The sequence below is a fragment of the Caulobacter sp. genome (assembly GCF_017744445.1).
Taxonomy (GTDB): domain Bacteria; phylum Pseudomonadota; class Alphaproteobacteria; order Caulobacterales; family Caulobacteraceae; genus Caulobacter.
This window is the reverse complement of sequence record NZ_JAGIBH010000010.1, coordinates 34186-58353: the sequence shown is the minus strand read 5'-3', so window position 1 is coordinate 58353 and position 24168 is coordinate 34186. Positions and strand designations below refer to the sequence as shown.

The 24168-nt window shown below is 69.8% G+C and carries 20 protein-coding genes and 1 pseudogene; 10 read left to right on the top strand and 11 right to left on the bottom strand.

Features of this window, described 5'->3' with window-relative positions:
• Window positions 1-41: 41 nt before the first annotated feature.
• Window positions 42-944, top strand: coding sequence for a Ku protein (locus J7528_RS15290; protein WP_291876018.1), 903 nt, complete (start codon window positions 42-44; stop codon window positions 942-944).
• On the opposite strand, the gene J7528_RS15285 is transcribed toward J7528_RS15290, so the two are convergent.
• The 3 genes and pseudogenes from J7528_RS15285 to J7528_RS15275 form a co-directional block, all read right to left on the bottom strand.
• Window positions 941-1492, bottom strand: a complete 552-nt coding sequence (locus J7528_RS15285; RefSeq protein WP_291876016.1) for a hypothetical protein — start codon at window positions 1490-1492, stop codon at window positions 941-943. The two genes, J7528_RS15290 and J7528_RS15285, sit on opposite strands and share 4 nt — an antisense overlap.
• Before the next feature lie 3 nt (window positions 1493-1495).
• A complete protein-coding gene (gene ligD, locus J7528_RS15280) occupies window positions 1496-4120 on the bottom strand; it encodes a DNA ligase D (protein WP_291876013.1) in 2625 nt (874 codons plus the stop codon).
• 133 nt (window positions 4121-4253) lie between these two features.
• Window positions 4254-4553 (bottom strand): annotated as a pseudogene (locus tag J7528_RS15275) (DUF3597 family protein); the annotation flags it as partial.
• 102 nt (window positions 4554-4655) lie between these two features.
• On the opposite strand from J7528_RS15275, the gene J7528_RS15270 reads away from it, so the two are divergent.
• From J7528_RS15270 to J7528_RS15255, 4 genes are all read left to right on the top strand, one after another.
• A complete protein-coding gene (locus J7528_RS15270) occupies window positions 4656-5597 on the top strand; it encodes an NAD(P)/FAD-dependent oxidoreductase (RefSeq protein WP_291876012.1) in 942 nt (313 codons plus the stop codon).
• A gap of 788 nt (window positions 5598-6385) precedes the next feature.
• On the top strand, window positions 6386-6664 hold the full coding sequence (locus J7528_RS15265; RefSeq protein WP_291876010.1) for a hypothetical protein: 279 nt from the start codon (window positions 6386-6388) through the stop codon (window positions 6662-6664).
• Between the two features lie 14 nt (window positions 6665-6678).
• Window positions 6679-7953: a DUF6880 family protein gene (locus J7528_RS15260; protein ID WP_291876008.1), complete on the top strand. Its 1275-nt coding sequence runs from the start codon at window positions 6679-6681 to the stop codon at window positions 7951-7953.
• A gap of 226 nt (window positions 7954-8179) precedes the next feature.
• Window positions 8180-8938 carry a Crp/Fnr family transcriptional regulator gene (locus tag J7528_RS15255; RefSeq protein ID WP_291876006.1) on the top strand — a complete coding sequence of 253 codons (759 nt, stop codon included), beginning with the start codon at window positions 8180-8182 and terminating at the stop codon, window positions 8936-8938.
• Between the two features lie 88 nt (window positions 8939-9026).
• On the opposite strand, the gene J7528_RS15250 is transcribed toward J7528_RS15255, so the two are convergent.
• From J7528_RS15250 to glgA, 8 genes are all read right to left on the bottom strand, one after another.
• Window positions 9027-9254 carry a hypothetical protein gene (locus J7528_RS15250; protein ID WP_291876004.1) on the bottom strand — a complete coding sequence of 76 codons (228 nt, stop codon included), beginning with the start codon at window positions 9252-9254 and terminating at the stop codon, window positions 9027-9029.
• A 119-nt stretch (window positions 9255-9373) separates the two neighbouring features.
• On the bottom strand, window positions 9374-9529 hold the full coding sequence (locus tag J7528_RS15245; RefSeq protein WP_291876003.1) for a hypothetical protein: 156 nt from the start codon (window positions 9527-9529) through the stop codon (window positions 9374-9376).
• Window positions 9530-9715, bottom strand: a complete 186-nt coding sequence (locus tag J7528_RS15240; protein ID WP_291876001.1) for a DUF3606 domain-containing protein — start codon at window positions 9713-9715, stop codon at window positions 9530-9532.
• 53 nt (window positions 9716-9768) lie between these two features.
• Window positions 9769-10140, bottom strand: coding sequence for a hypothetical protein (locus J7528_RS15235; RefSeq protein ID WP_291875999.1), 372 nt, complete (start codon window positions 10138-10140; stop codon window positions 9769-9771).
• A 225-nt stretch (window positions 10141-10365) separates the two neighbouring features.
• Window positions 10366-10617, bottom strand: a complete 252-nt coding sequence (locus J7528_RS15230; protein WP_291875997.1) for a hypothetical protein — start codon at window positions 10615-10617, stop codon at window positions 10366-10368.
• 212 nt (window positions 10618-10829) lie between these two features.
• The gene (locus J7528_RS15225) at window positions 10830-11069 is read right to left on the bottom strand and encodes a hypothetical protein (RefSeq protein ID WP_291875995.1); all 240 of its coding nucleotides are present in this window, start codon (window positions 11067-11069) and stop codon (window positions 10830-10832) included.
• Window positions 11070-11625: 556 nt separating this feature from the next.
• Window positions 11626-11859: a hypothetical protein gene (locus tag J7528_RS15220; protein WP_291875993.1), complete on the bottom strand. Its 234-nt coding sequence runs from the start codon at window positions 11857-11859 to the stop codon at window positions 11626-11628.
• The gene (glgA, locus tag J7528_RS15215) at window positions 11856-13523 is read right to left on the bottom strand and encodes a glycogen synthase GlgA (protein ID WP_291875991.1); all 1668 of its coding nucleotides are present in this window, start codon (window positions 13521-13523) and stop codon (window positions 11856-11858) included. The genes J7528_RS15220 and glgA overlap by 4 nt, the downstream gene beginning before the upstream one ends.
• A gap of 207 nt (window positions 13524-13730) precedes the next feature.
• Here glgA and glgB point away from each other — a divergent pair, with 207 nt between their 5' ends.
• The 5 genes from glgB to treY are packed head-to-tail and all read left to right on the top strand — an operon-like array spanning window position 13731 to window position 24145.
• Window positions 13731-15875, top strand: coding sequence for a 1,4-alpha-glucan branching protein GlgB (gene glgB / locus J7528_RS15210; protein WP_291875989.1), 2145 nt, complete (start codon window positions 13731-13733; stop codon window positions 15873-15875).
• The gene (glgX, locus tag J7528_RS15205) at window positions 15872-17974 is read left to right on the top strand and encodes a glycogen debranching protein GlgX (RefSeq protein WP_291875987.1); all 2103 of its coding nucleotides are present in this window, start codon (window positions 15872-15874) and stop codon (window positions 17972-17974) included. Before glgB ends, glgX begins: the two co-directional genes overlap by 4 nt.
• Entirely contained in the window at window positions 17971-19704 is a 1734-nt protein-coding gene (gene treZ, locus J7528_RS15200) for a malto-oligosyltrehalose trehalohydrolase (protein WP_291875986.1), read from the top strand. The genes glgX and treZ overlap by 4 nt, the downstream gene beginning before the upstream one ends.
• Complete coding sequence (locus J7528_RS15195; RefSeq protein WP_291875984.1) at window positions 19701-21659, top strand: 4-alpha-glucanotransferase; 1959 nt, start codon at window positions 19701-19703, stop codon at window positions 21657-21659. Before treZ ends, J7528_RS15195 begins: the two co-directional genes overlap by 4 nt.
• Window positions 21656-24145, top strand: a complete 2490-nt coding sequence (gene treY, locus J7528_RS15190; RefSeq protein WP_291875982.1) for a malto-oligosyltrehalose synthase — start codon at window positions 21656-21658, stop codon at window positions 24143-24145. Before J7528_RS15195 ends, treY begins: the two co-directional genes overlap by 4 nt.
• Window positions 24146-24168 lie beyond the last annotated feature (23 nt).

The window sequence follows — 24168 nt, the reverse complement described above, 5'->3', positions numbered from 1 at the left end:
CGTTGAGTCCCAGCGTCCCGGTGGGCGGCAAGGATCTCGACATGGCTTACCGCCCGACTTGGCAAGGACATCTTCGGCTCTCGCTCGTGACCTGCCCGGTGGCGCTCTACACCGCCACCAACAGCGGCGGCGAGGTGCATTTCAACCTGATCAATCCTGACACCCACAATCGGATCAAGATGGTCACCACCGACCCCGACACCGGCCCGATCGAGCGCAGCAAGCTGGTCAAGGGCTACGAGGTCTCCAAGGGCGAGTACGTCCTGCTGAGCCAGGACGAGATCAACGCCGTCAAGCTGGAGAGCACCAAGACCATCGACATCGAGCGGTTCGTGCCGGCCGAGGACATCGACCGGATCTACTGGGACAACCCCTACTACCTCGCCCCGGACGGCAAGCTGGCCCAGGAGGCCTTCGCGGTCATCCGCGAGTCGATGGCGCGTTCGGGCCAGATCGCGCTGGGGCGGGTGGTGATGTCGACGCGCGAGCGCCTCCTGGCCCTGGAACCGCGCGGCAAGGGCATCCTGGCCTATACGCTGCGCACCGACGCGGAGGTGCGCAAGGCCGACGAGGTGTTCGAGTCGATCAGCGACAAGAGCGCCGATCCTCAAATGATCGCCATCGCCCAGAAGATCATCGAACAGCAGGAAGGCCCCTTCGATCCCAGCCAGTTCGTCGACCGGTACGAAGAAGCGCTGAAGGATCTGATCAAGGCCAAGCAGAAGGGCCACAAGGTCGCCAAGGTCGAAGAGCCCGAGGACACCAATGTCGTCGACCTGATGGCGGCCCTGCGCGCCAGCCTCGGCGGCAAGGACAAGGCTCCAGCCAAGTCGCGCGCCAAGGCCAAGCCCGCGGAAAAGAGCAAGGCCACGTCCAAGGCCCCCGCCAAGGCCAAGCCCGCGGCCAAGACCGCCGCGGCGCACAAGGCCCGCAAGGCCGGCTAAGCGTCGCCCCCGGCGGCGCGATAGGCCCGGCGGGCCGCCTCCAGCGCCCCCTCGGCGGCCTTGCGGGCCTTGGCCCAGGCCTGGCGCGCGGCCAGGGCCTCGGCTTCCAACGCCTCGCGCCTACGTTCAAGGTCCTTCTCTTCCTCCAGCCGGCGGGCGTTGATCGCCGTGAGCGCCTTTTGCGCCGCATCCAGGGCCGAGCGATCGGGCGGCGGCGGCGCGGGGGCGGCGGGCGCGGTCTTGGCCACCACCTTCAAGGCCGGCTTGCCACGGCGCGCGGGCGCCGGAACCTGCGGCAGGCCCGGCTCGAGACTGAACGGATCCTTGGAGCCCACCGCCCTGCGCAACGGAACCTCGGGATGGGCCAGGGCCGCGGCCGTCGCGTCTGGATCGTCGCTGACCTTGGCCCGACCTTCGGCGAAAAGGTTCTGCCGCGTGCCCCAGGCGGCCAGGGCCGCGGCCTGGTTGGGCGCGGCCACCACGCTGTCATGAAAGCCAAACTGGGCCTGGTAGACCTTCAGCCGCCGCGGCGCAGGCGCCTTGCCCATCGCCTAGACCTTGCCCAGCCGGGCTATGGCCGCGGCCAAGGGCCGCTCGCCCTCGCAGTAGTCCTCCCAGGCGGTCAGCTTGCGCACCAGGGCCGGGACGGTGCGCACCGTGTACTTGGCCGGATCCAGGCCCTTCTTCACCTGGGTCCAGGTCAGCGGCATCGACACCGGGGCGCCGGGCCGCCCGCGCGGCGAGAGCGGCGCGACGGCCGTGGCCATGCGGTCGTTGCGCAGGTAGTCCAGGAAGATCTTCCCGCCGCGCTTAGCCTTGGCCATCTCGATCAGATAGTTGGCCGGATCATCCTGGGCCATGGCCTTGCAGACGTCGCGGGCGAAGGCCTTGGCGATGTTCCAGTCCAGGCCTTCGGCCGCCAGCGGCGTGACCACGTGCAGGCCCTTGCCGCCCGTGGTCTTGCAAAAGGACATAAGGCCCAGATCGGCCAGGCGGTCACGCACCTCACGCGCGCCGTCGATCACCCGTTCGAACGCCACGTCGGGGGCCGGGTCGAGATCGAAGACCAGACGGCCGGGTTGCTCGGGCAGGAAGGGTTCGCAGTTCCAGGGATGCAGCTCCAGGGCCCCGACCTGGGCGGCCGCGACCAGGGCCTCGACCTTGTCGAACTGCAGATAGGGTTTGCGGTCGCCCCAGACCGTGACCTCGGAGATCAGGGCCGATTGGCCCTTGCCGCTATGGCGCTGGAAGAACTTCTGCTCGCCCTCGACGCCATCGGGCATGCGGATCATCGAGCAGGGTCGCCCGCGTACATGCTCGATCATCCAGTCGCCGACCGCCTCGTAATATTGGGCAAGGTCTAGCTTGGTCACCGGCCGCTCGTCGCCTGCGTCCGGCCACAGGGGCTTGCCGGCGTTGGACAGCGTCTGGCCCATCACCACCGCCGAGCCTCGCGCGCTGACGCTGGCGGTCCTGACCGCGACCGCCCCGGCCTTCTGGGCCTTGGGCGCGGCGGCCTTGGTGGTGGGCGGCGCGGGCGTCTCGGCCTCCACCTCGGCGGCGGGCTTGTCCTCGCGCAGACCCTTGAAGGCGGCCTGTCGAAGGAGGCCATCGGCGGTGAAACCCTCATATTCGATCTCGGCCACCAGGTGGGGTTTCAGCCAATGGATTTCGCCGGCGCCGCGCGGCGAGCCCTTCCCGGCGAAGGGACTCTTGTCGGCTTCCAGGGCCTTTAGCCTGGGCAAAAGGGTCGAAAGCTTGTCGCGTCCAAAGCCGGCGCCGATGCGACCGACATGGACAAGCTGGCCGTCGGAGAACACCCCGGCGATCAAGGATCGAAAAGCGCCGCCTGTCGTCGTGTAGCCGCCGATCACCACCTCATGCCCGGCCCGGCACTTGGACTTTGTCCAGGTCTCGCCGCGGCCCGAGCGGTAGGGCGCGTCCAGCCGCTTGGAGACGATGCCCTCCAAGTCCATCCGGCAAGCCGACAACAGCACCGCATCGCCGGCGGTGATGAAGTGATCGACAAAGCGCAGGATCGGGTCGGCCCCCTCCAGATGGGCCGCCAGCCTCTCCTTGCGCGCCGACAGCGGCAACGCGCGCAGGTCCTCCAGGCCATCGAACAACTGGTCGAAGACGAAGAACACCAGATCGGCGGTGTTCTTCTGGGAGATCGCCGCCTGCAGGGCGGCGAAGTCGGGGGCGCCGGTGTGGTCCAGGGCCACGACCTCGCCATCGACGACACCATCGCTTAAGCCCGCCCCCGCCTGCGTGATCTCGGGGAACTTGGCCGACCAGTCCAGGCCCTTGCGGGTGCGCAGGACCGCCTTGCCGCCTTGCGTGCGCAGTTGCATGCGGTAGCCGTCGAACTTGATCTCGTGGGCCCAGCCCGGCCCCGACGGCGGCTTGTCGGCCGGCTTGGTCAGCTGCGGTTCGATGAAGTCGGGCAAGACCTTGACGCGCTTGGTCGCCACCCGGGCGGCCTTGGCCGGCTGGATCAGCCCGGCCGGCGCGCTGGCGTCGCGGTCGCTCCGCCAGATCGCCCCGGCCCGGACGCCCTCCCCGGTCATGAACGGCGTGGCGGCCTTGCCCTTGCCGCCCGCGATCTCGGCCATCGACCGTCCCGAGGCGATCGAGCGATCGGCGTCGGTGGGGCCGTTGGGATTGCCTGGCTGGGCGGCCTCGTCACGATGCTTGATCAGCATCCAGCTGGCCCGGCCGCGACCGTCGCGCTTGGTGCGCACAAGCACCCAAGAGCCATGCATCCGCCCGCCTTCCATGACGAACTTCAGCTCGCCCTTGGCCAGGGCCGCGCCGATCTTCTCAAAGCCCTTTTCCGGGGCCCAGTAGCCGCGATCCCACAGCATCACCGTGCCGCCGCCATACTGGCCCTTGAGGATCGTGCCTTCGAAATCGCCATAGTCGAGGGGATGGTCTTCCACCTCCATGGCCAGACGCCGGTCGGCCGGGTCGAGCGAGGGGCCCTTCGGCGCCGCCCAGGACCGGAAGACCCCGTCGTATTCCAGACGCAGGTCGAAATGCAGGTGGCTTGCGGCATGCTTCTGGATCACGAAGCGCAGCGCCTTGGCGGCGGCGACCTTGGCGCGGCCCGACGGCTCGGCCGTCTGGGTGAAATCGCGCATCGCCTGATACTGCTTGAGCTTGTTCTGCGCCATGACGGCTCCTCCGAGGAAGCCTAACGGGTAAGCCGGGCTGGTGATCCGTCGCCGACGGCTGGCGGCCTCTCCACCGACGAGACGGACGGCGTGGACGATGATCGCCACGCCGCCGCCCCGATAGCGACCAAGCCTAGGCGTAGAGACTGTCGGGGACCTGGCCGCCGTTCTCGGCCAGCTTTTTCATCACCGCCTTGTGCAGCGCGATGTTCTGCTCGGCGCTGCCGGCCTCGCCAGCGTGGACGCCAAGCTCGTCGGCCAGCTCTTTACGCGCCTCCAGGCTCGAGTCGAGCTTGAGGAGCTTGAGGAGGTCGACGATCGAGGTGCGCCAGTTGACGCCGCCGCCATCGATCTCGGCCATCGCGGTCAGGACGGCTTCGACATCAACCGAGGCGGGCGGCGCGGCGGCCGCCGGCGTTGGCGCCGGCGCGGGCGACGGCGCCGCCGGCCAAACGCCGCCGCGTGGAACGGTCGCCTCAAGTGCTCGTTAAGCGCCCGGCCGCCCCCCAAAACATGTCTGGATGACACGCCCGCGATGACGAAAGCCGCCGCTCCGCCCGACTACGACGTGATCATTGTCGGCGCGGGTCCGGCCGGGCTGACGGCGGCGACCTATCTGGGCCGGTTTCGCCGCAAGGTGCTGGTCTTGGACGGCGGCCGTCCTCGCGCCGACTGGATTCCCGAAAGTCACAACACGCCCGGCTTCGCCGGCGGCGTGGGCGGCCGTCAGCTGCTCGCCGACATGGGCCGTCAAGCCGGGCTCTACGGCGCTGAACGGCGCACGGCCAAGGCCGTCAGTCTGTCGCCCGGCGCCGAAGGTTTCGAGGTGGCGATCGAGGCGGCGGGTGACGTCCCCGACGACACCGACGCTGCCCTTCTGAGCGCGCGGTTCGTGCTGCTCGCCACCGGCCTCGTCGACCGCCTGCCGGCGCTGGACGGCGTCGAGGCGGCGATCCGGGCGTCCCGGGTGCGCATGTGCCCGATCTGCGACGCCTATGAGGCGATCGACCAAGCCATCGCCGTCCTCGGCGACGGCGACCTGGGCGCGCACGAAGCGGCGTTCCTGACCACCTATTCCGATCGGGTGACCCTGCTGCACCTGGGCGATATCGCCACGCTGAGCGATCGCCAAACCCTGGCCGATCACGGCGTTGCGGTGACGCCGACCACGCTTGGCGATCTTTCGGTGGGCGCGGACGCCGTCGTCGTGAGGCAGGCTGGCCAAGCCTCGCAGGCTTTCGACTGCCTCTATCTGGCGCTGGGCTGCGAGATGCAGAGCCGCTTGGCGCTGGCGGTCGGCGCGGCGCACGACGCCGACGGCAACTTGGTGGTCAACGGCCACCAGGAGACCTCGATCGACGGGCTCTACGCGGCGGGCGATGTCGTGCGCGGGCTAAACCAGATCGCGGTGGCGGCCGCCGAGGCGGCCATCGCGGCCACCGACATTCACAAGCGCCTGCGCGCCTCGGCGCCCTGAGATGCGCCCTCGCCGCGCGCCTTAGGGCTCGCCCTCCTGGGTTGTTGATCTTTCAGGCCGGGGTCAATTCCAGCGCGTAGCGTCGGCGGTGCTCGAGATAGGCCGCCTCGTGCACGGCCACCAGGTCGACGACGCTGGACGATAGCCAGGACGGCGCATCGAGCGCGCCCGAGCGGCCGCGCGAGAGATCGGCGATCCAGCCCTTGCGCGTGGCGCCATCCGTCTGCCGGCCATGGGCGTTGACCCACGACCCGCGCCATGGCGCGGGCGGCGTCCATCGCCTGGGCCGGCGCCAGGCCGACGATCTCCAGCTTTATGTCTTGCGGCATCAGCTCGCGCAGAAACACCGCCTTGTCCAAGAGCCGTCCGGCGGCCATGCGCTGGCCCAGATAGGGCGACAGCGCCAGGGCGTCGGCGAGGCGAGCCCAGGCGGCAGCCGGCCGCCGATGTTCCCCCACCGGGCGGCCGGCGCCGGCTGCGTCGCCTAGACGAGCGCCGCGGCTAGCGGCGTCGGAAACGCACCTGGCAAACCCGCGGTTCCTCAAAAACACGCGGGCAAGGACGCAGGCGCGACGGGCGTCGACGCCGCGACCACGAGCGCCGCGCCAAGGCCGGCCGCCCCCGGGCAAGCAGCGACCAGGACCTGGCCGTCGCCCCGACGGACCCTCGCGCGCGCGGCGATGATCACGCCCCTCACCGGAGGGTCGGGGGGATCGACCCTGGCCGCGCATCGTTGTCTTGAGACGCCCCGTGGCCCCAGCCGCCCAGCCCTCAGGATCGCCTAGCGCATGACCAGACCCGCCTTCGCCCCGTTCGAACGCGACATCGATCGCCTGGCAGAGCAGTTGGGCGGGCGGCGCGAGCATGCCCGGTTCCTGTTCGACGACCTGGCCAGCGAGGCGGCCGCGGTCGCGCATCTGCATGGCGTCCCCTTTTGTCAGGCCTTGCGCGCGGCGGTGACCGCCTTCCAGATCGACTTCGTCCACACGCGCGATGCGGCGGTCGCCCACACCGCCGCCTGCGCGCGCCTGGAAGTCTTCGCGTTGCTGTCTGGCGGCGCCGACTAGGGACGCGGGTCTCCATGGCCAAGCCCAGCCTCGCCAGCCAGAAGAAGGTGACGCCGGAGAACCTGGCCGGTCTTGGCGCCGAGCGTCTGGCGCAGATCCTGTTCGAGGTGGCGCAGAGCCGCACCGATCTCAAGCGTCGCCTGCGCATGGAGCTGGCCGCCGATCTGGGCCCGGGCCATCTGGTCGCCGAGATCGACAAGCGGCTAAGCGCCTTGGAAACCAGTCGCGGTCAGGTCGGCTGGCGCCAGAAGCCGGCGTTTCTGCGCGATCTCGAGGCTTTGCGGAGTCTCATCGCCGAGCGTCTCGGCGCGGCCGACTCGGACGCCGCCTTGGAGCGTCTGTGGCGTTTCCTGGGCGCCCACGGCCAGACCGCCAGGCGCCTGAAGGACCGAGACGAGGCGTTCGAGGCGGTCTACCAGGCCGCCGCTCGGGACCTGGGCGCCTTGCTGGCCCAGCACGATCCCCACCTGGCCGCCAACGCCTTGGTCGAGGCCGCCGCCGGCGCGCCGCAGGCGTGGGCGGCCTGGGCGCCGGCCGCACTGCCCCCCCTCACCGCGGCCGCGAGCCGCGTCGCGCTCGCGTTGGCTCAGGCCCGTCCCCGCGCCGCGCCCGGCTGGACCATCTTCATCCGCCATCTGGCCGATGCCGCCGCCGACACCTCCGCCTACGCCCAGACCTTCAGCGACAGCGCGCTGGCGACCCCGCCGGTGGCCGTGGAGGTCGCCCGGCGCTGGCTGGCGACCGGCCGGACCGATGAGGCCGGCGCGGCCCTACGCCTGGCCGCGCCCAAGCCCAAGGGTCTCCTGGGGCGGCTGGCGGCGCCCGATTTCGACTGGGAGAGCGCCTGGATCGATTATCTGGATGCGGCCGGCGAACGCGACGCGGCCCAGGCCGTGCGCTGGGCGTCCTTTCAGCGGACCCTGGAGGCCTCGCGGGCCAAGGCCTATGTTGCTCGGCTTGGCGATTTCGACGACGTCGAGGCCGAGGGTCGGATTTTTGCAATGGCCGCCGCGCAGGACGATTTCCAAAAGGGCCTGTCGGTGCTGATGGCCTGGCCCGCCCTGCCCGAGGCCAGCGCGATGATCCTGGCGCGCGGGCAGGACGCCCGCCTTGACCCCGAACTGGCCGAGACTTGGGCTGGCAAGCTGCGACGCCGGTTTCCCGCCGCCGCCGAGCGCCTGTTGAGGCGTGGCGCGGCCGCCGCCTTTCGGCGGGGAGCCTTGAGGCTGGCGGATCGACTGACCCAGGAGGCCGAAGCGCTTGCCGACGCCGCGCGAGTCGCGGGCTAGCCCGTCCGCCCTCGCGCGCCCGATCGCGCCGGGATGTCCTTGATTTGGGCGTCGGCGGCAAATCGCGCGCATCGAGGACCAACCTGGGTTCGGCCAGAGCGCGCCTGACGCTGTGCGAAGACGAACGCGTCACCGCCTGACGCCAATCTCGCCCCGCGCGCGCGTCATCGTCCCAAACCATAACCTAGGATAATGCGCCGTCCGGGCGCCTTGGCAAACGGGGACCATGGATGAGCAAGCAGTTGGGCGCGCCGTCGCGCCCGGGGCGCCGAAGGGACGCCATGATGAAGTCTTCGACCTGACCGAGAGCGAGCGCGCGGCGCTGGCGACCATACAGGGCCGGCCGCTGCAGCTGCCGCGCGACTACGTGCTCAAGCGCGACGGCGCCGAGCCGACCCATCTTTTCGTCCTCGTGGAGGGCTGGGTGGCCTCGTCGATCGCCGTGGTGTCGGGCCGCCAGCAGACGGTCAAGATCCATCTGCCTACCGACCTTCTGGGCGCCCCGAGCCTTTGCGTCACCCGCACGGCCGAGTGCCTGACGTCGATCACGCCCGTGACTGTCCGGCCGATGTCGCGCGCCGACTTCATGGGGGTGCTGGCGCGGTTTCCCCGCATCGCCGCCGCCCAGTTCCTGGGCGCCCAACGCGAGCGGGTGGTGCTGATGGAAGCGCTGGCCCTAATGGGACAGACCGATGGCGCGGTGCGCATCGCCGGCATGCTGATCGATCTTTTCGACCGCCTGGCCGCCTTGGGCTTGGCCGAGCACGGAACCCTGCCCTTGCCGCTGACCCAAGGCCAGATCGGCGACCTCGTCGGTCTCAGCCCCGTTCATGTCAGCCGCAAGTTGGGGGCGATGGAGCGCGCCGGCCTGATCCGGCGGGGCATGCGCACGATCACGCTTCTCGACATCGGAAGGCTGCGAGCGATGACAGGCCTGCCGCAACACGCGTTCGTGCGCGAGCCGGAGTGGGTCAACTTCGCCTGACACGAGCGGGAAAACCCGCGCGTCAGCCCAAAGCTCCCTGTCATGGCGCCCGATCCTGAAGCGACCCAGCCTGCGAGGCTGGTCTCGATCAGGCCGTATCGGGATCACCGAACAGGCGCACCATCGAGAGGGCCTTCGGATCATCGTCGTCGGCGAGCTGCAAGCGATTTGGACTCCGCGGCTGAGGCGAGAAGATGTCGAGCCCCGCCGCGTGGACGTCGGTCCAATCCTCGGTCTCGCCCGGCATGATCACTCGCAGGTCAGGATCAAAGCGCCGCAGATGAGCGATCAGCGCCCCGACCGTCAGCGGTCCCATCGCCGGCGCCCTCGGCGCGGGGCGGCCAGCGCGGGTCAAGCGCGCCATGACCCGCGCGAGCCGTTCAAGGGCGGGCCGGCCGGCTCGCGCGGCCCAAGTCGCGCCGACGGCGCGCGCGCTCATCGGCGCGAACAGAGCGGCAGGCCGCCGCCGGGCCGCGCGCCATCGCCGAGCGCGAAGACCGGCGCGGCGTCCAGGCCCACCAGGATCACCGCCATCAATGCCGCGCGCGGGCGCGCGGCCTTGGTGCGTCTGGCGCGGCGCGGGCTGGCCACTTAGTGGACGCCGCGCTGGAGGTAGGCGCGGACGGCCTTGGCGCCATTGCCCACCGCGACCACGGCCTTGGCCAATGCATCGCGATCGACCCCCAGCGTCTTGGTCCAGTATTCGACCTCATAGGCCTCGCTAAGACTGATGCGCGATGCGTCCTGCGGACCGCGCAGGTCCTTGTCGTCCGACATGGAAATTTCTCCGGCGTCCTGGCCTGAACAATCAAATGATGGCCGCTTGGCCCCTAGTGGTCGCGCAGATAGACCACCCGCGTGGTGGGCCCGCGCAGCAGCAGGCCCAAAAGGACGCCGACGCCGGCGGCGATGCCCAGAGCCCTGGCCGGCTTGAGCTGCACCCACGCCTCCAGATCACCGTACCGGTGTTGGATCTCGCCAGCCGCGCCCCCGGCGACCCCGCGCAGGCGCTCGCGCGCTTGGTCGATCGCCACGCCGGCGGCCTCTTTGACGCTGGCGGCGGCGGCCTTGGCCGAGGTCTTGGCGGCCTTGAAACTGGCGACGGCCTCGGCCTTCGCGCCGGCGCCGTTCAGCGGCCCGCCCAGGTCGCCGCCCAGTTCCCCGATGAAGGCCTCATCGTCGGCGCTGCGATAGTCGGTCATGATCTTGCCCTGATATGAGAAGGGCGCGGCACTGCGCGCGCCCGGCAACAAGAAACCATGGCCCGCGCGGATCGTTCCTGGCCGCTCGACGCCTCGTCGCGTCTGACATGGCCGCGCTAAGAGGCGCCGAGCCGAGCCCAAAGAGGCGCCGTCCATGAGCGTCGCCAACCTATACTGCGCGAAGCCGCACGGCCGCCCCGACCCCGCCCTCATGCGGGCGCGGCGCTAGTGGCGTGTCGGCTGGGGAAAGTGCTCGGCCAGGAACGCGTCGATCATGTCCGCGCCCTTGCGCCAGAGCGCATAGGCCGCGTCGATGTCGGCGGCCGCGTCCATGTCGGCGGTGATCCGCGCCACCCGGCGCCCAAGTTCCCGATAGCGCGCGACCTGGTCGGGCGCGAGACGTCCGGCGTTGAGATCATCCCGGATCATCATGATCCGCGCGAGCAACGCCTCGGCCTCGTCTTCCATATCGTCCATGCGCTGTCGCCATGGCCCTCTGCTGGTCGCCTCCTGGCAAAAGAAGCGGTCGGAAAGATCGTTCCAGCAGCGGCTTTGCGAATATGCGGATCGTCACCTTCGAGCGCTTGGATCGATGCGCCGACCCAAGGCTTGCGCGACGGCCATGTCTGCTCTGGATACGCGGGCGCTGCCGACGCGTACGGGTTCTTGGGCGGCGCGCTCAGCGCCTGCTAGCGAAACCAACGTCGGTCCGAGACGAGATAGGGCTGGCAGCGCTGGCTCATCGCTGTGGCGACCGCGTGCTCTTGCGCCTGAGTCCACGCCACTCGACGCGACTGGACCCGCGCGAGCCAGTCTTCGAAAGCCTGTTTCACCTCTTCGAACGCCCAGTCAAACGCCACGCCGTCGGCGTCGAGGTCGTCTTGGAATTGGTAAAAAGCTTTGCAGATGTCGGCGCGGCTGGCGATCATGAGGCGTCAATTCGCGCGCGCAGCGACAGTTCCAACGCGCGCCGACCCCGCAAACCTTGGGCCTTAGAGGGCAGGCGATCTTCATCGGATCCGTCGGCCCCAACGCGCCGTGATGAAGTCGCCGCGCCTTCCGACACAGGCCTTGGAACGGGCGGATCGCCGCCCCGATAGGCGACCTGCGGCGGTCCTCTCCAGCGTCAGGGTCACGGCCCGCCGGGACACGGCCGGATCGACTCGCTCCGGCGAGGCCAGGCAGAGATCAAGGTCGTGCTCGTCGACCTTGCAAAAGCGCTTGTTCGCGCCGACACGGATGCGCCGCGGTCGCGCTCACGTGAGGATTGTGGTCCGCGTGAAAGTCCCGAAAAAAGCGGTGAGGGCCGCGAACGCCGCGGGCTGGACGGTCAACCTGGCCAACAGATCAGCCGGTCTTTGAGCGTGCATGGCATTGGGGCCTTGGGCCGCCAAGCATGGCCATCCCAGCAGACTGGACGTCGCGCGCGCGCCGCCATCGCCGACAGCGGACCATGACCTTGAGGCGCAGCCCAAAGGCTCGCGCCTACCCTCTGCGTTCGACAGCCTCGAAGCCATTGACCAGGAGCGCGATCGGAAAACCCGACAGCCGCACCACCCCGCCCTTGGCGGCCGGGCCCTCGCTGAACTGGGCGGCGTCGATCTTGGCGACATCGGCCAGCGGCTCGCACGCCTGCCCCATCGACGGATCGGCCGGGATCAGGACCACCGCCTGGGGATGGCACCCCTGCAACAGCTTGATGAGGTCGGCGACGATCATCGCTCCTCGACCCGTCGCAGGGCGGGCGCGGCCGCCTTCGGCCTTGGCGGATTGCGCCGGGTCGGAGCGCGTCTTGGTCCGGGACCCGGCTGAGGGCTCTCCCCGCCGTCATAGGTCGCAAAGCTGCGCGGCTCCCCGGGCGTCTGGGGCGCGGTGATCGCTGCGACCTGGCCGATCGCGTCGTTGGCCGCGGCGCGAGCGGAGCGGGCCGCGAGCCGAGCGAAGAGCGCGGCGTACTCGGCCGCCGATACCCGCCAGGAGCTATCGGACGCCATGGCGTTGAGCTGCACCCGCCGCCAGCTGACCGGATCGCGGTAGAGCGCGCAGGTGCGACGGATCGCGTCCTCGAGCATGTCCTGGGTGGCCGGCGCGAACTGGACGCCTGTCGCGGCCGATCGCGCGATGCCGGCGGTGTTGGCGTCGATGATCGTGTCCGAGAGTCCGCCCGTGCGCGAAACCACGGGAATGGCCCCGTAGCGCATGGCGCAAAGCTGGGTTAGGCCGCAAGGCTCGAACCGCGACGGGGCCAGGATCGCATCGGCCCCGGCCTGGATCAGGTGGGCCAGATCCTCGCGATAGCCGAGGAAGCGGCCCATCGCGCCCGGATAGCGCTCGGCCGCCTCGGCGAACGCGGCCTCGTAGCGCGGTTCGCCCTGGCCGCAGACGATCAGTTGCGCCCCCTCGCCAAACAGCACCGGCAGCGCCCCCAGCAGCAGATCAACGCCCTTCTGGTCCGTAAGGCGGCTGAGGATCCCAAAGAGCGGCGCCTCGGCGTCGGCCCTCAGCCCGAACTTGGCCTGCAGCGCCAGCTTGTTGATCGCGCGCTGCTCGAGGGTTTCGGCGGTGTAGCGCGCGCTGATGTCCGGGTCGGTCTCGGGATTCCAGACGTCCGCGTCGATGCCGTTGAGGATGCCGACCAGCGACCTGGCGCGCGCCTTCAAGAGCCCGCCAAGACCCATGCCGCCCTCGTCGGTGGTGATCTCCGCCGCATAGCTGGGCGAGACGGTCGTCACCTGATCGGCGAACTGGATGCCGGCCTTCAGGAACCCGATGTCGCCCCAGTATTCGACCCCGTCGATGCCCATGGCCTCGGGCGGGAGGCCGAGCTTGCCGAGCATCGCGGCGGGGAAAAGGCCTTGGAAGGCGAGATTGTGGATCGACAGGACCACGGGCGGGACGTCGCGATGGCCACTCTTGATCTTGGCGTAGTGGAGATAGGCCGGGGTCAGGCCCGCATGCCAGTCGTGGGCCTGGATGACGCCTGGCCGGTAGCCGTCCAGCAGCCCCAGACCGATGTCCGCGGCCACCTTGGCCAGGGCCGCAAAACGCAGACCGTTGTCGGGCCAGGCCACGCCGGGCGCTTGCAGGTAGGGATTGCCGGGCCGCGCGTAGAGATGCGGCGCGTCGATGACCAGGAGATCCAAACCCCCGGCCCGGCCGCGCAGCAAGCGCGCCCGACCGCCCATCAAGCTGGTGAACCGGTGGACGACGACCGGCGCTTCGAGCGCGGCCATGACCGCCGGATAGCCCGGGACCAGGGTGACGACCGCGACGCCCTCGCGGGCCAGGGCCAGTGGCAGGGCCCCGACCACGTCGGCCAGGCCGCCGGTCTTCACCAGGGGGAAGATTTCGGCCGCGACCGACAGAACGCTGGGGCCGCTCATCGCCGTGCGCCAGCGCGCTGCATCACCCGCGGCGCTTCGCACCCGCACAATAAACCTTGCCACGCCCCGAACGCCATCGCCGCAACTCCGTGAGATGTCCCGGAAACAACGGACATGACCAAGGGTTCCGCCGATATTTTTTGATGGTGCGCGGCACAGATTGGCCGCCCGTCCGTTGTGCACTCGCAGCAATTTGGAGGCGTCGGGGTGGGGTCGGTCAGTGAGGTGTCGTGGGCGTCGGATCCGTTCGGCTACCTGGGGCGCCATGACGGCGTCGTGCGCGCCTTCCAGCCTGGCGCCCTCGGGATCGAGTTTGTTTCTCCAAAGACTGGTCGGCGCCTGGGCCAGCTGAGCGAGGTCTCGCCTGGCCTTTTTCGCGGCGAGATCAAACCCTCCACGCCCTACGCCCTGAAAATCCTGTGGCCCGGCCGCGCCCAGGTCACCGAGGACGTCTACGGCTTCGGGCCGGTTCTGTCCCAGGCCGATCTGGAGGCGATCCGCGGCGGCGAGCCCGTGGCCCTGGACGACCGCCTCGGCGCGCGCCCATGGGTCCTGGACGGCGTCGAGGGCGTGGCCTTCAGCGTCTGGGCGCCCAATGCCCGGCGCGTCAGCCTGGTCGGCGACTTCAACAGCTGGGATGGCGCGCGCCACCCCATGCGCCTGCGCCATGAGGCCGGGGTCTGGGAGATCTTCATTCCGCGCCTGGTCGCGGGCGAGCGCTACAAGTTCGACATCCACGGCGCCGATGGCGTCGTGCGGCGCAAGGCCGACCCGATGGCGCGGGCCAGCGAGACCCCGCCGGCCACCGCCTCGATTGTCGCCCCGCCGCTCGAGCATGCTTGGGCCGACCAGGACTGGATGGCCGGCCGCGCCGGGCGCCATCATGCCGGCGCGGCGATCTCGATCTACGAGATCCATGCTGGCTCCTGGCGACGCCCCTGGGACGGCCATGCCTTCCACGACTGGGACGCCCTGGCCGATCAGCTCATCCCCTACGTCACCGGCCTGGGCTTCACCCACGTCCAGCTGATGCCGATCATGGAGCATCCGTTCGGCGGCTCCTGGGGCTACCAGCCGCTGGGCCAGTTTTCGCCGTCGGCCCGCTATGGTTCGGCCAAGGCCCTGGCCCGCTTCGTCGATCGCTGTCACCAGGCGGGTCTTGGCGTCCTCCTCGACTGGGTGCCGGCCCACTTTCCCAGCGACGCCCACGGCCTGGAGCGTTTCGACGGCACGGCCCTCTACGAACATGCCGATCCCAAGGAAGGCTTCCACCCCGACTGGAACACGCTGATCTACAACCTCGGGCGCGATGAGGTGGCGACCTTCCTGATCGCCTCGGCGCTTTATTGGCTCGAACGCTTTCACATCGATGGCCTGCGCGTCGATGCGGTCGCCTCGATGCTCTATCGCGACTACAGTCGCAAGGCCGGCGAGTGGACGCCCAACATCCACGGCGGCCGCGAGAACCTGGAGTCGATCGCCTTCCTGCGCCGGCTCAACGCCGCGGTCGGCGAGCATGTCCCCGGCGCCATCACCATCGCCGAGGAATCGACCGCCTGGCCCGGGGTCACCACGCCCGTCGATCAAGGCGGCCTGGGCTTCTCGTTCAAATGGAACATGGGGTGGATGAACGACACCCTGCGCTACATGCGCCGCGATCCGGTTCATCGCGGCTGGCATGGCGGCGACCTGGGTTTTGGCCTGACCTACGCCTTCTCCGAGCGCTTCGTCCTGCCGCTCAGCCATGACGAGGTCGTGCACGGCAAGGGCTCGCTCCTATCCAAGATGCCGGGCGATCGCTGGCGCCAGTTCGCCAACCTGCGCGCGCTCCTGGCGCTGATGTGGGCCCATCCGGGCAAGAAGCTGCTGTTCATGGGCGGCGAGATCGGCCAGCGACGCGAGTGGAATCACGACGGCGAACTCGACTGGGCCCTGCTCGAGGAGGCCGAGCACGCGGGCCTGCAGCGCCTGGTCGGCGATCTCAACCGCATCTACCGCCAGGAAGGGGCCTTACATCACACCGACGCCGACCCGCGCGGCTTTTCGTGGATCGCCGAGAACCACGATCGCGACGGCGTTTTCGTCTTCGAGCGCTGCTCGTTCCACGGCGGCGCGCCGATCCTCGTGGCGGTCAACATGACCCCTGAGCCGCAACACCAGCGCCGCGTGCGCGTGGCCCACGCCGGCCGCTGGTCCGAGATCCTCAACACCGACGCGGCGCTTTATGGCGGCGGCGACATCGGCAACCAGGGCGCGGTGACCGCATTGTCCGAGCCTGACGGCGCGGCGCTCGACCTGACCCTGCCGCCGCTGGCGGCCGTCTTCCTCCGCTATCAAGGACCTAGCGCTTGACCCCTTCGCCCGAACGTCTCGAAGCCGGATCACCCTACCCGCTGGGCGCGACCTTCGATGGTCTTGGCGTCAACTTCGCCGTCTTCTCGGCCAATGCCGAGCGGATCGATCTTTGCCTCTTTGACCCGTCTGGCCGCAAGGAGCTGGCCCGCTATCCGTTGCCCGAATGCACCGACGAGGTCTGGCACGGCTACCTGCCGCACGCGCGCCCTGGCCAGCTCTACGGGTTTCGCGCCTATGGCCCCTACGCGCCCGAGCAAGGCCACCGCTTCAATCCCAACAAGCTGCTCTTGGACCCCTACGCCCGGCGCCTGGCCGGCCAACTGCGCTGGACCGACGCCTTGCATGGCTACCATGTTGGCTCTCCGCGCGCGGATCTCTCCTTCGACCGCCGCGACAGCGCCCCGGCCATGCCCAAGTCGGTGGTGACCGCCGACGCCTTCGACTGGGACGGCGACCGCCGTCCCAGCACGCCCTGGTCGGAAACCGTGATCTACGAGGCCCACGTCAAGGGCCTGACGGCGCTGCTGGAGGAGGTCGGCCCCAAGGATCGCGGCACCTTCGCCGCCCTCTCTCATCCCAAGGTCATCGACCATCTCAAGCGCCTTGGGGTGACGGCGCTGGAGCTCCTGCCCGTCCACGCCTTCACCCAAGATCGCTTCCTGCAGGAACGCGGACTCTCCAACTACTGGGGCTACAACACCCTGGCCTTCTTCGCGCCCGAGGCCCGATACCTGGCTAGCGGCAGCCACGACGAGTTTCGGCTGGCCGTGCGCCGGCTGCACGCCAGCGGCATCGAGGTGATCCTCGACGTCGTCTACAACCATACCGCCGAAGGCAGCGAGATGGGTCCCACCCTCTCCCTGCGGGGCCTGGACAACGCCACCTACTACCGCCTGGTCGCCGACAACCCGCGCCACTGCATCAACGACACCGGCACCGGCAATTCACTGAACATGGCCTCGGCCCGGGTCATCCAGATGGTGGCCGACTCCCTGCGCTATTGGGCCCAGTCGTTCCGTGTCGACGGCTTCCGCTTCGATCTGGGCGTGACCCTGGGCCGCGAGGGCGACGCCGGCTTCTCGCCGGGGGCGGCGTTCTTCGACGTGCTGCGCCAGGATCCGGTCCTGGGGCGCCTCAAGCTGATCTCCGAACCTTGGGACATCGGCCCGGGCGGCTACCAGCTGGGTCATCATCCGCCCAGCTTCGCCGAATGGAACGACAAGTTTCGCGACACCACCCGACGTTTTTGGCGCGGCGACGCGGGCCAGCGGCCGGACCTGGCCGCCCGTCTGTCGGGCTCGGGCGACCTCTTCGATCGCCGCGCTCGCCGCCCCTGGGCCAGCGTCAACATGCTGACCGCCCATGACGGCATGACGCTGCAGGACGTGGTCAGTTACGACGGCCGTCACAACGACGCCAATGGCGAGAACGGCCAGGACGGCCATAGCGAGAACTACTCGCGCAACTGGGGCGCCGAAGGCCCCACCGAGGACCACGCCATCCTGGACCAGCGCGGGCGGATCCAGCGCTCGATGCTCACCACCCTGATGACGTCGCTGGGCACGCCCATGCTGCTGGGCGGCGACGAGTTTGGCCGCAGCCAACAGGGCAACAACAACGCCTACTGCCAGGACAACGCCATCAGCTGGTTCGACTGGGCCTTGGCGGCGAGCCCGCAAGGCCGCGCGCTGAGCGCCTTCACCGCCCGGCTGATCGCCCTACGCAAAGCCCATCCGCTGCTGCGGGCTGGCGCCTTCCTTTATGGGCAGGATGAGGTCGCCCCCGGCGTGCTGGACATCGACTGGTTCGACGAGCGCGGCGAGCGTCTGTCGCAAAGCGACTGGCAAAACCCCGACGGCCGGGCGCTGGTCATGCGCCGCGCGCGCCGGCTGGACGATGGCGGCCTGGAACTGATCGCGCTGGTGCTGAACGGCGCGGCCGAGGCCCTGACCTTCCATCTGCCAAGCGAGGGGCTGGTGTTCGAACGTCTGATCGACAGCACCCAGCCGGACGCGGCCTGCGGCGAGGTCGGGGCGAGTCTTGAGGTCGCTGGCGGGGGCGCGGTGCTGCTGCGCGCGGCCGGAACCCTTTCATGAGCCCGCGCGCCGGTCCGTCATGGGTGCGCGCTGGCCGGGCGCGGTTCACGCTGTGGGCGCCGAGCCGTGACGCCGTCGGGCTTGAGCTCGATGGCGCGCCCGCCCAGCCCATGGATCGGCTCGACGAGGGCTGGTTTGCCCTGGAGGCCGACGCGGCCCCGGGCGCGCGCTATCGTTTTCGCCTGGAGGACGAACTGACCGTCCCCGATCCGGCCGGCCAAGCCCTGGCCAGCGACGTCCATGGCTGGAGCCTTCTGGTGTCGCACGACGCCTATGCCTGGCGCCACGCCGACTGGCCCGGACGGCCATGGCGCGAAGCGGTGCTCTATGAGGCCCACCCCGGCGTCCTGGGCGGCTTTGACGGCCTTGCCGAACGTCTGCCCGACCTTGCGCGGCTCGGCGTCACCGCCCTGCAGCTGATGCCCGTCAACGCGTTCTCTGGGACCCGCAACTGGGGCTATGACGGCGTCCTGCCCTATGCGGTCGCGCCGGCCTACGGCTCACCCGACGCGCTCAAGGGCCTCGTCGACACCGCCCACGGCCTGGGGATGATGGTGCTGCTGGACGTGGTCTACAACCACTTCGGCCCGGACGGAAACTATCTGCCACTTTATGCCGGCGCCTTCTTCGACGAGGGCCGCGACACGCCTTGGGGTCCGGCGATCGCCTTCCAAAAACCCGCGGTGGCGCGCTACTTCATCGACAACGCGCTCTATTGGCTGGAGACCTACAAGCTCGACGGTCTGCGCTTCGACGCGGTCCACGCCATCGGCGACAACGGCTTCCTCGACGCCATGGCCGCGGAGATCCGCGGCCGCATCGCCGAGCGCCCGATCCATCTGGTGCTCGAGAATGAAGCCAATGACGCCGCGCGCCTGACCGCGGGCTTTGACGCCCAATGGAACGACGACTTCCACAACGTCCTTCACGTCCTGCTGACGGGGGAGACCAGCAGCTACTACCAGGACTTCGCCGAGCGGCCCGCCGAGCGCTTGGCGCGCTGCCTGGCCGAGGGCTTCGTCTATCAGGGCCAGCCCTCGCCCCATCACGACGGGCGTCCGCGCGGCATGGCCAGCGGCCACCTGCCGCCAACCGCCTTCGTCAACTTCCTGCAAAACCACGACCAGGTCGGCAACCGGGCGCTGGGTGAGCGCCTGACGCGCCTCGTCGCGCCCGACCAGTTGCGCGCGGCCATGGGCCTGCTGCTGCTGGCTCCGCAGATCCCGATGCTGTTCATGGGCGAGGAGGACGGCGCGACCAGCCCCTTCCTGTTCTTCACCGACTTCCACGACGCGCTGGCCGACGCCGTGCGTGAGGGGCGCCGGCGCGAGTTCGCCAAGTTTCCAGCCTTTGCCGATCCGGCCGCGCGCGCGACCATCCCCGACCCCAACGCCCAAAGCACCTTCGAGGCCTCCCGGCCAAAGCCGGGCTCGGACGCGGCGGCCTGGCGCGCCTTGCTGGGCCACCTCCTTCGCCTGCGCCGAGAACATCTAGCGCCCCATCTCGACGCCGCTGTCAGTCTGGGCGCCGAGGCCATCGGCTCCAAGGCCGTGCAGGCCAAATGGCGCCTGGAGACAAAGACCTACACTCTGGCGGTCAATCTTGGCGACAAGCCTGTTCTCCTGTCGCGCGCGCCGCCAGGGCCGCCGCTGGCCCTGGTCGGACAAGAACCGGTGCGCGGGCTCTTGGCCGCGGCGAGCCTTGTCGCCTGGCTGGAGGCCACGCCATGACCCAAGACCGTCTTTTGTCGCTCGCGCACGCCGTCGGCGTGCAGGTCGACTGGACCGATTTTGGCGGCGTCGAACGCCGAGTGGGGCGCGACACCATCCGGGCCGTGCTGGCGGCCCTGGGTCATGATCCCCGAGCGCCGCAAGGGGCCCTCGCGCAGTGGCGGTCGCGCCCCGCCAGCGACCTGATGGTCGTCCAGGCCGGCAAGGCCTTCACCCTCCCCGCCACGTCGGACCATGCCCGACTGACCCTCGAGGATGGCCACGGCATCGATCTGCGGCCCAGCGACGGCGTGCTGAGCGCCAAGGTCGATGCGCCCGGCTACCACACGCTAGACCTCGACGAGCGCCGCCTGACCCTGGCGGCATGCCCTGCCCGCTGCCTGACCCCGCGCGATCTTCTTGGCCGACGCGGCTGGGGTCTTGGGGTCCAGCTCTATGCCCTGGCCGACTATGGGCCGTTCGGCGATTTCGCGTCGCTGGCTCCCTTGGCGACCGCCGCCGGACAAGCCGGCGCCGACGCCTTGGCCATCAGCCCCGCCAACGCCCTCTTCCCATCCGCGCCCGAGCGTTGCAGCCCCTATTCACCCTCCAGTCGCGATCATCTGAACATCCTCTTGGGCGATCCGAGCGTCATTGGCGCGGCCGCCCCAAGCCCATCGCTCGGGCCGCTGATCGATTGGACTTCCGGCGCGGCCGCCAAGCTCGCCCGGCTCAATGCCGCCTATCATGTGTTCGCTGGCGATCCGCGTCTGGACGCGTTCATCGCCGCCGGCGGCCAGGAACTGCGCCGGCATGCGCTCTTCGAAGCCCTCGAGGAGCGGTTCGCGCCGACGCTCGGGGCCGGCAACTGGCGGCGCTGGCCCGCCCCGTTCCAAAGCCCCGACACGGCCGAGCGCGAGGCCGACGCCCTGGGCCTGGGCGACCGCATCGGCTTTTTCCTGTTCGCCCACTGGCTGGCCGACCTTGGTCTCGCGAAGGGCCAGGCGGCCGCGAAAGCCGCCGGGATCGGGCTCGGCTTGATCGCCGACCTGGCCGTGGGCCTCGATCCCGGCGGCTCGCACGCTTGGCGCCGCCCTCAAGACCTGATGATGGGCCTGACCCTGGGCGCGCCGCCCGACGCCTTCCAGTCCGCCGGCCAGGGCTGGGGCATCACCAGCTTTTCACCCGACGCCCTCGTCCAGCAGGGCTATGGGCCCTTCCTGACGACCTTGCGCGCAACACTGCGCCATGCTGGCGGCGTGCGCATCGACCACGCCCTGGGCCTGGGCCGGCTCTGGGTTGTGCCTGATGGCGCCCGCGCCGACCAGGGCGCCTATCTGCGCTATCCGATCGACGATCTACTGGGCCTGATCGCGCTGGAGTCACATCGGGCCGGCGCTGTGGTCATCGGCGAGGATCTGGGCGTCGTGCCGCCGGGCCTGCGCGAGCGCTTGGCCGAGCGCGGCCTTCTGGGCATGCGGGTGCTGCCGTTCGAACGCCAGGCCGACGGCGCGTTCATCCCGCCGGGCGAATGGGACGCCCTGGCCGTGGCGATGACCAGTACGCACGATCTGGCGCCGGTCGCCGGCTGGTGGCGGGGGCGCGACATTGAGTGGCGCGGCCAGTTGGGCGCGGCCGGCGACCGCGACGCCGAAACCGCAGCGCGCGCCAAGGATCGCCAGGCCCTTTGGGCCGCGGCCCGGGACGCTGATCCGACCACAGGATCCCAGCCCGCGACAGTCGCGCCCGACGCTGCGGTCGATGCGGCCCTGACGATGGTGGCTCGGACGCCCTGCGACCTCGCGCTGATCCCGATCGAGGATCTGGCGGGACTGGACGAGGCTCCGAACCTGCCCGGCGTCGTCGATGGCCATCCCAACTGGCGCAGACGCCTTCCAGCGCCCAGCGCCGCCCTGCTTTCTTCGCCTTCCGTCGCCGCGCGTCTTAGGCGCCTGCGCGCCCAGAGACCGCAATGATCCCGACCGCCACCTACCGCGTCCAATTCCACGCTGGCTTCACCTTCGCCGACGCCGCGGCCCTGGCGCCCTATTGGGCGGCTTTGGGGATCAGCCATCTCTATGCCTCGCCGATCGCCACCGCCCGCCAGGGCTCGACGCACGGCTACGACGTCATCGACCCAACCACGATCAATCCGGCGCTCGGCGGCGAGACCGGCTTTCGGGCCCTGGTCGAGGCCCTGCGCGGCCAGGGGCTTGGCGTGGTGCTCGATATCGTCCCCAACCACGTCGCCGTCGGCGGCGCCGACAATCCCTGGTGGCTCGACGTCCTCGAAAAAGGCCCCGCCAGTCCCTACGCCCGCTATTTCGACATCGACTGGTCGCCCGCCGATCGCGAACTTCAGGGCAAGGTGCTCGCCCCCTTCCTGGGCGCGCCCTATGCCCAGGCTCTGGCGGCGGGCGATATCGCGCTCGACGTCGAGCCAGACCTTGGCCGCCTGTCGATCCTGGCGCACGGCGCGCATCGTTTCCCTCTGCGGCGCGAAAGCTATGAGCAGGTCCTGTCGGCTGTCCGGGTAGACGCGGTCGCCAAGATCGATCGCCAAAGCCTCGCAAAGGCCTACGACGCAAGCGCCCTGCACGCGCTGCTGGAGGAACAGCACTATCGGCTCGCCTGGTGGCGAACGGCGGGCGACGCCATCAACTGGCGACGGTTCTTCGACATCACCGAGCTGGCCGGCCTGCGCATCGAAGATCCCGCGGTTTTCGATGCCGTGCACGCCCTGCCCCTGCGGCTCTATCGCGAAGGCCTGATCGACGGTCTGCGTGTCGACCATGTCGACGGCCTGGCCCAGCCTGGCGCCTATGGCCGACGGCTACGCCAAGCCCTTCAAGCGGCCGCGCCCGATAAAGAGCCTTGGCTCGTCGTCGAGAAGATCCTGGGGCGCGGCGAGGCCTTGTCGGCCGACTGGGGCGTCGATGGAACCACCGGCTATGAGGTGATGAACGAGATCTCGGCCGTCCAGCACGACCCCGCCGGGGCCGAGCCGCTCGCCGCGCTCTGGGGCGCGATCAGCGGACGGTCGGAAAGCTTCGCCGACGAAGAGCGCGCCGCGCGCCGCGAAGTCCTGACCCGGGATTTCGCCGCGCAGCTGGACGCCGCCGCCGCGGCGTTCCATCGTCTGGCCCGAGCCGAGATCGCCACTCGCGATCTGCCCCTGCCGGCGCTGCGCCGAGCCCTGGTCGCCCTCGTCGTCGCCTTCACGCGCTATCGATCGTACGCGGCTGAGACAGGCCTGGCGCCGCAAGCGGCGTTGGATCGCGCCGCCGCCGACGAGCCCGCCTCCGCCGCGGCCCTGGCTCAGATCGGCCGCTGGTTGGCGGGCGATGGACAGTTCCCTCAGTCACTACGCACCGAAGCCATCCGCCGCTTCGAGCAGCTGAGCGCCCCCGTCGCCGCCAAGGCGGTGGAGGACACCGCCTTCTACCGCTATGGCCGCCTGCTCTCGCGCAACGACGTCGGCTTCGACCCTGGACGCTTTTCGACCTCGCCAGCCGATTTCCTGGCGCTCGCGGCCGCGCGCGGCGAGGCCTTTCCACACGGCCTGCTGACCACCGCCACCCACGACCACAAGCGCGGCGAGGATGTGCGCGCGCGTCTAGCGGTCCTGAGCCATATGCCAGACACCTGGGCGGCTCGCGCCCGGGCGTGGCTCAACCTGGCGCCGCTCGGCTTCATGGACCCGGCCGACGCCCATATCCTTCACCAGTCCATCCTCGGCGCCTGGCCCCTCGAGCTGTCGCCCGACGATCAGTCCGGCCTGACCGCTTTCGCGGACCGTTTGACCGGCTGGCAACGCAAGGCTCTGCGAGAGGCCAAGCTGCGCACATCCTGGACCGTTCCTGACGAAGCCTATGAACAAGCCTGTGAAGACTACCTGCGGGACCTCCTGACCGGTGCGAGCCCGACGTTCCGCCAAGAGTGCGCCGACTTGGTCGCCGCCATCGCACCGGCCGGCGTCGCCAACAGTCTGGTGCAGGCGGGGCTGCGGCTGACCCTGCCGGGTGTGCCAGACCTCTTCCAGGGCGCGGAGTTCTGGGACTTCAGTCTGGTGGATCCCGACAACCGCCGCCCCGTCGACTACGCGGCGCGACAAGCCGGGCTGATGCATGGTCGCAAAACCGTCGACTGGCGCGACGGCGCGACCAAGCAGACGCTCATCAAGGACCTCTTGGCGCTGCGCCGCGCGCATCCGTCGGTATTCAATGCGCCACTGCGGCCGGTCACGCTTCAGGGTCGTCGCGCCAGCCAGACGGTGGCGTTCGAGCGCCATTCCGGATCCGAGCGGCTGTTGGTCGTCGCCGCGGTGGGCTGTGCGCCGGCGTGCCTGGCCTCACGCACGCCTAAGATCGCGCCCGACTGGTGGGCCGACACCGCCCTCCCCGATGGCCGCCCGATCGCCGAGCTCACCGATGGCGCGCCCTTCTGGGCGGCCGTCACCTGAGACCGTTGGTCGCGGTCTGGCTT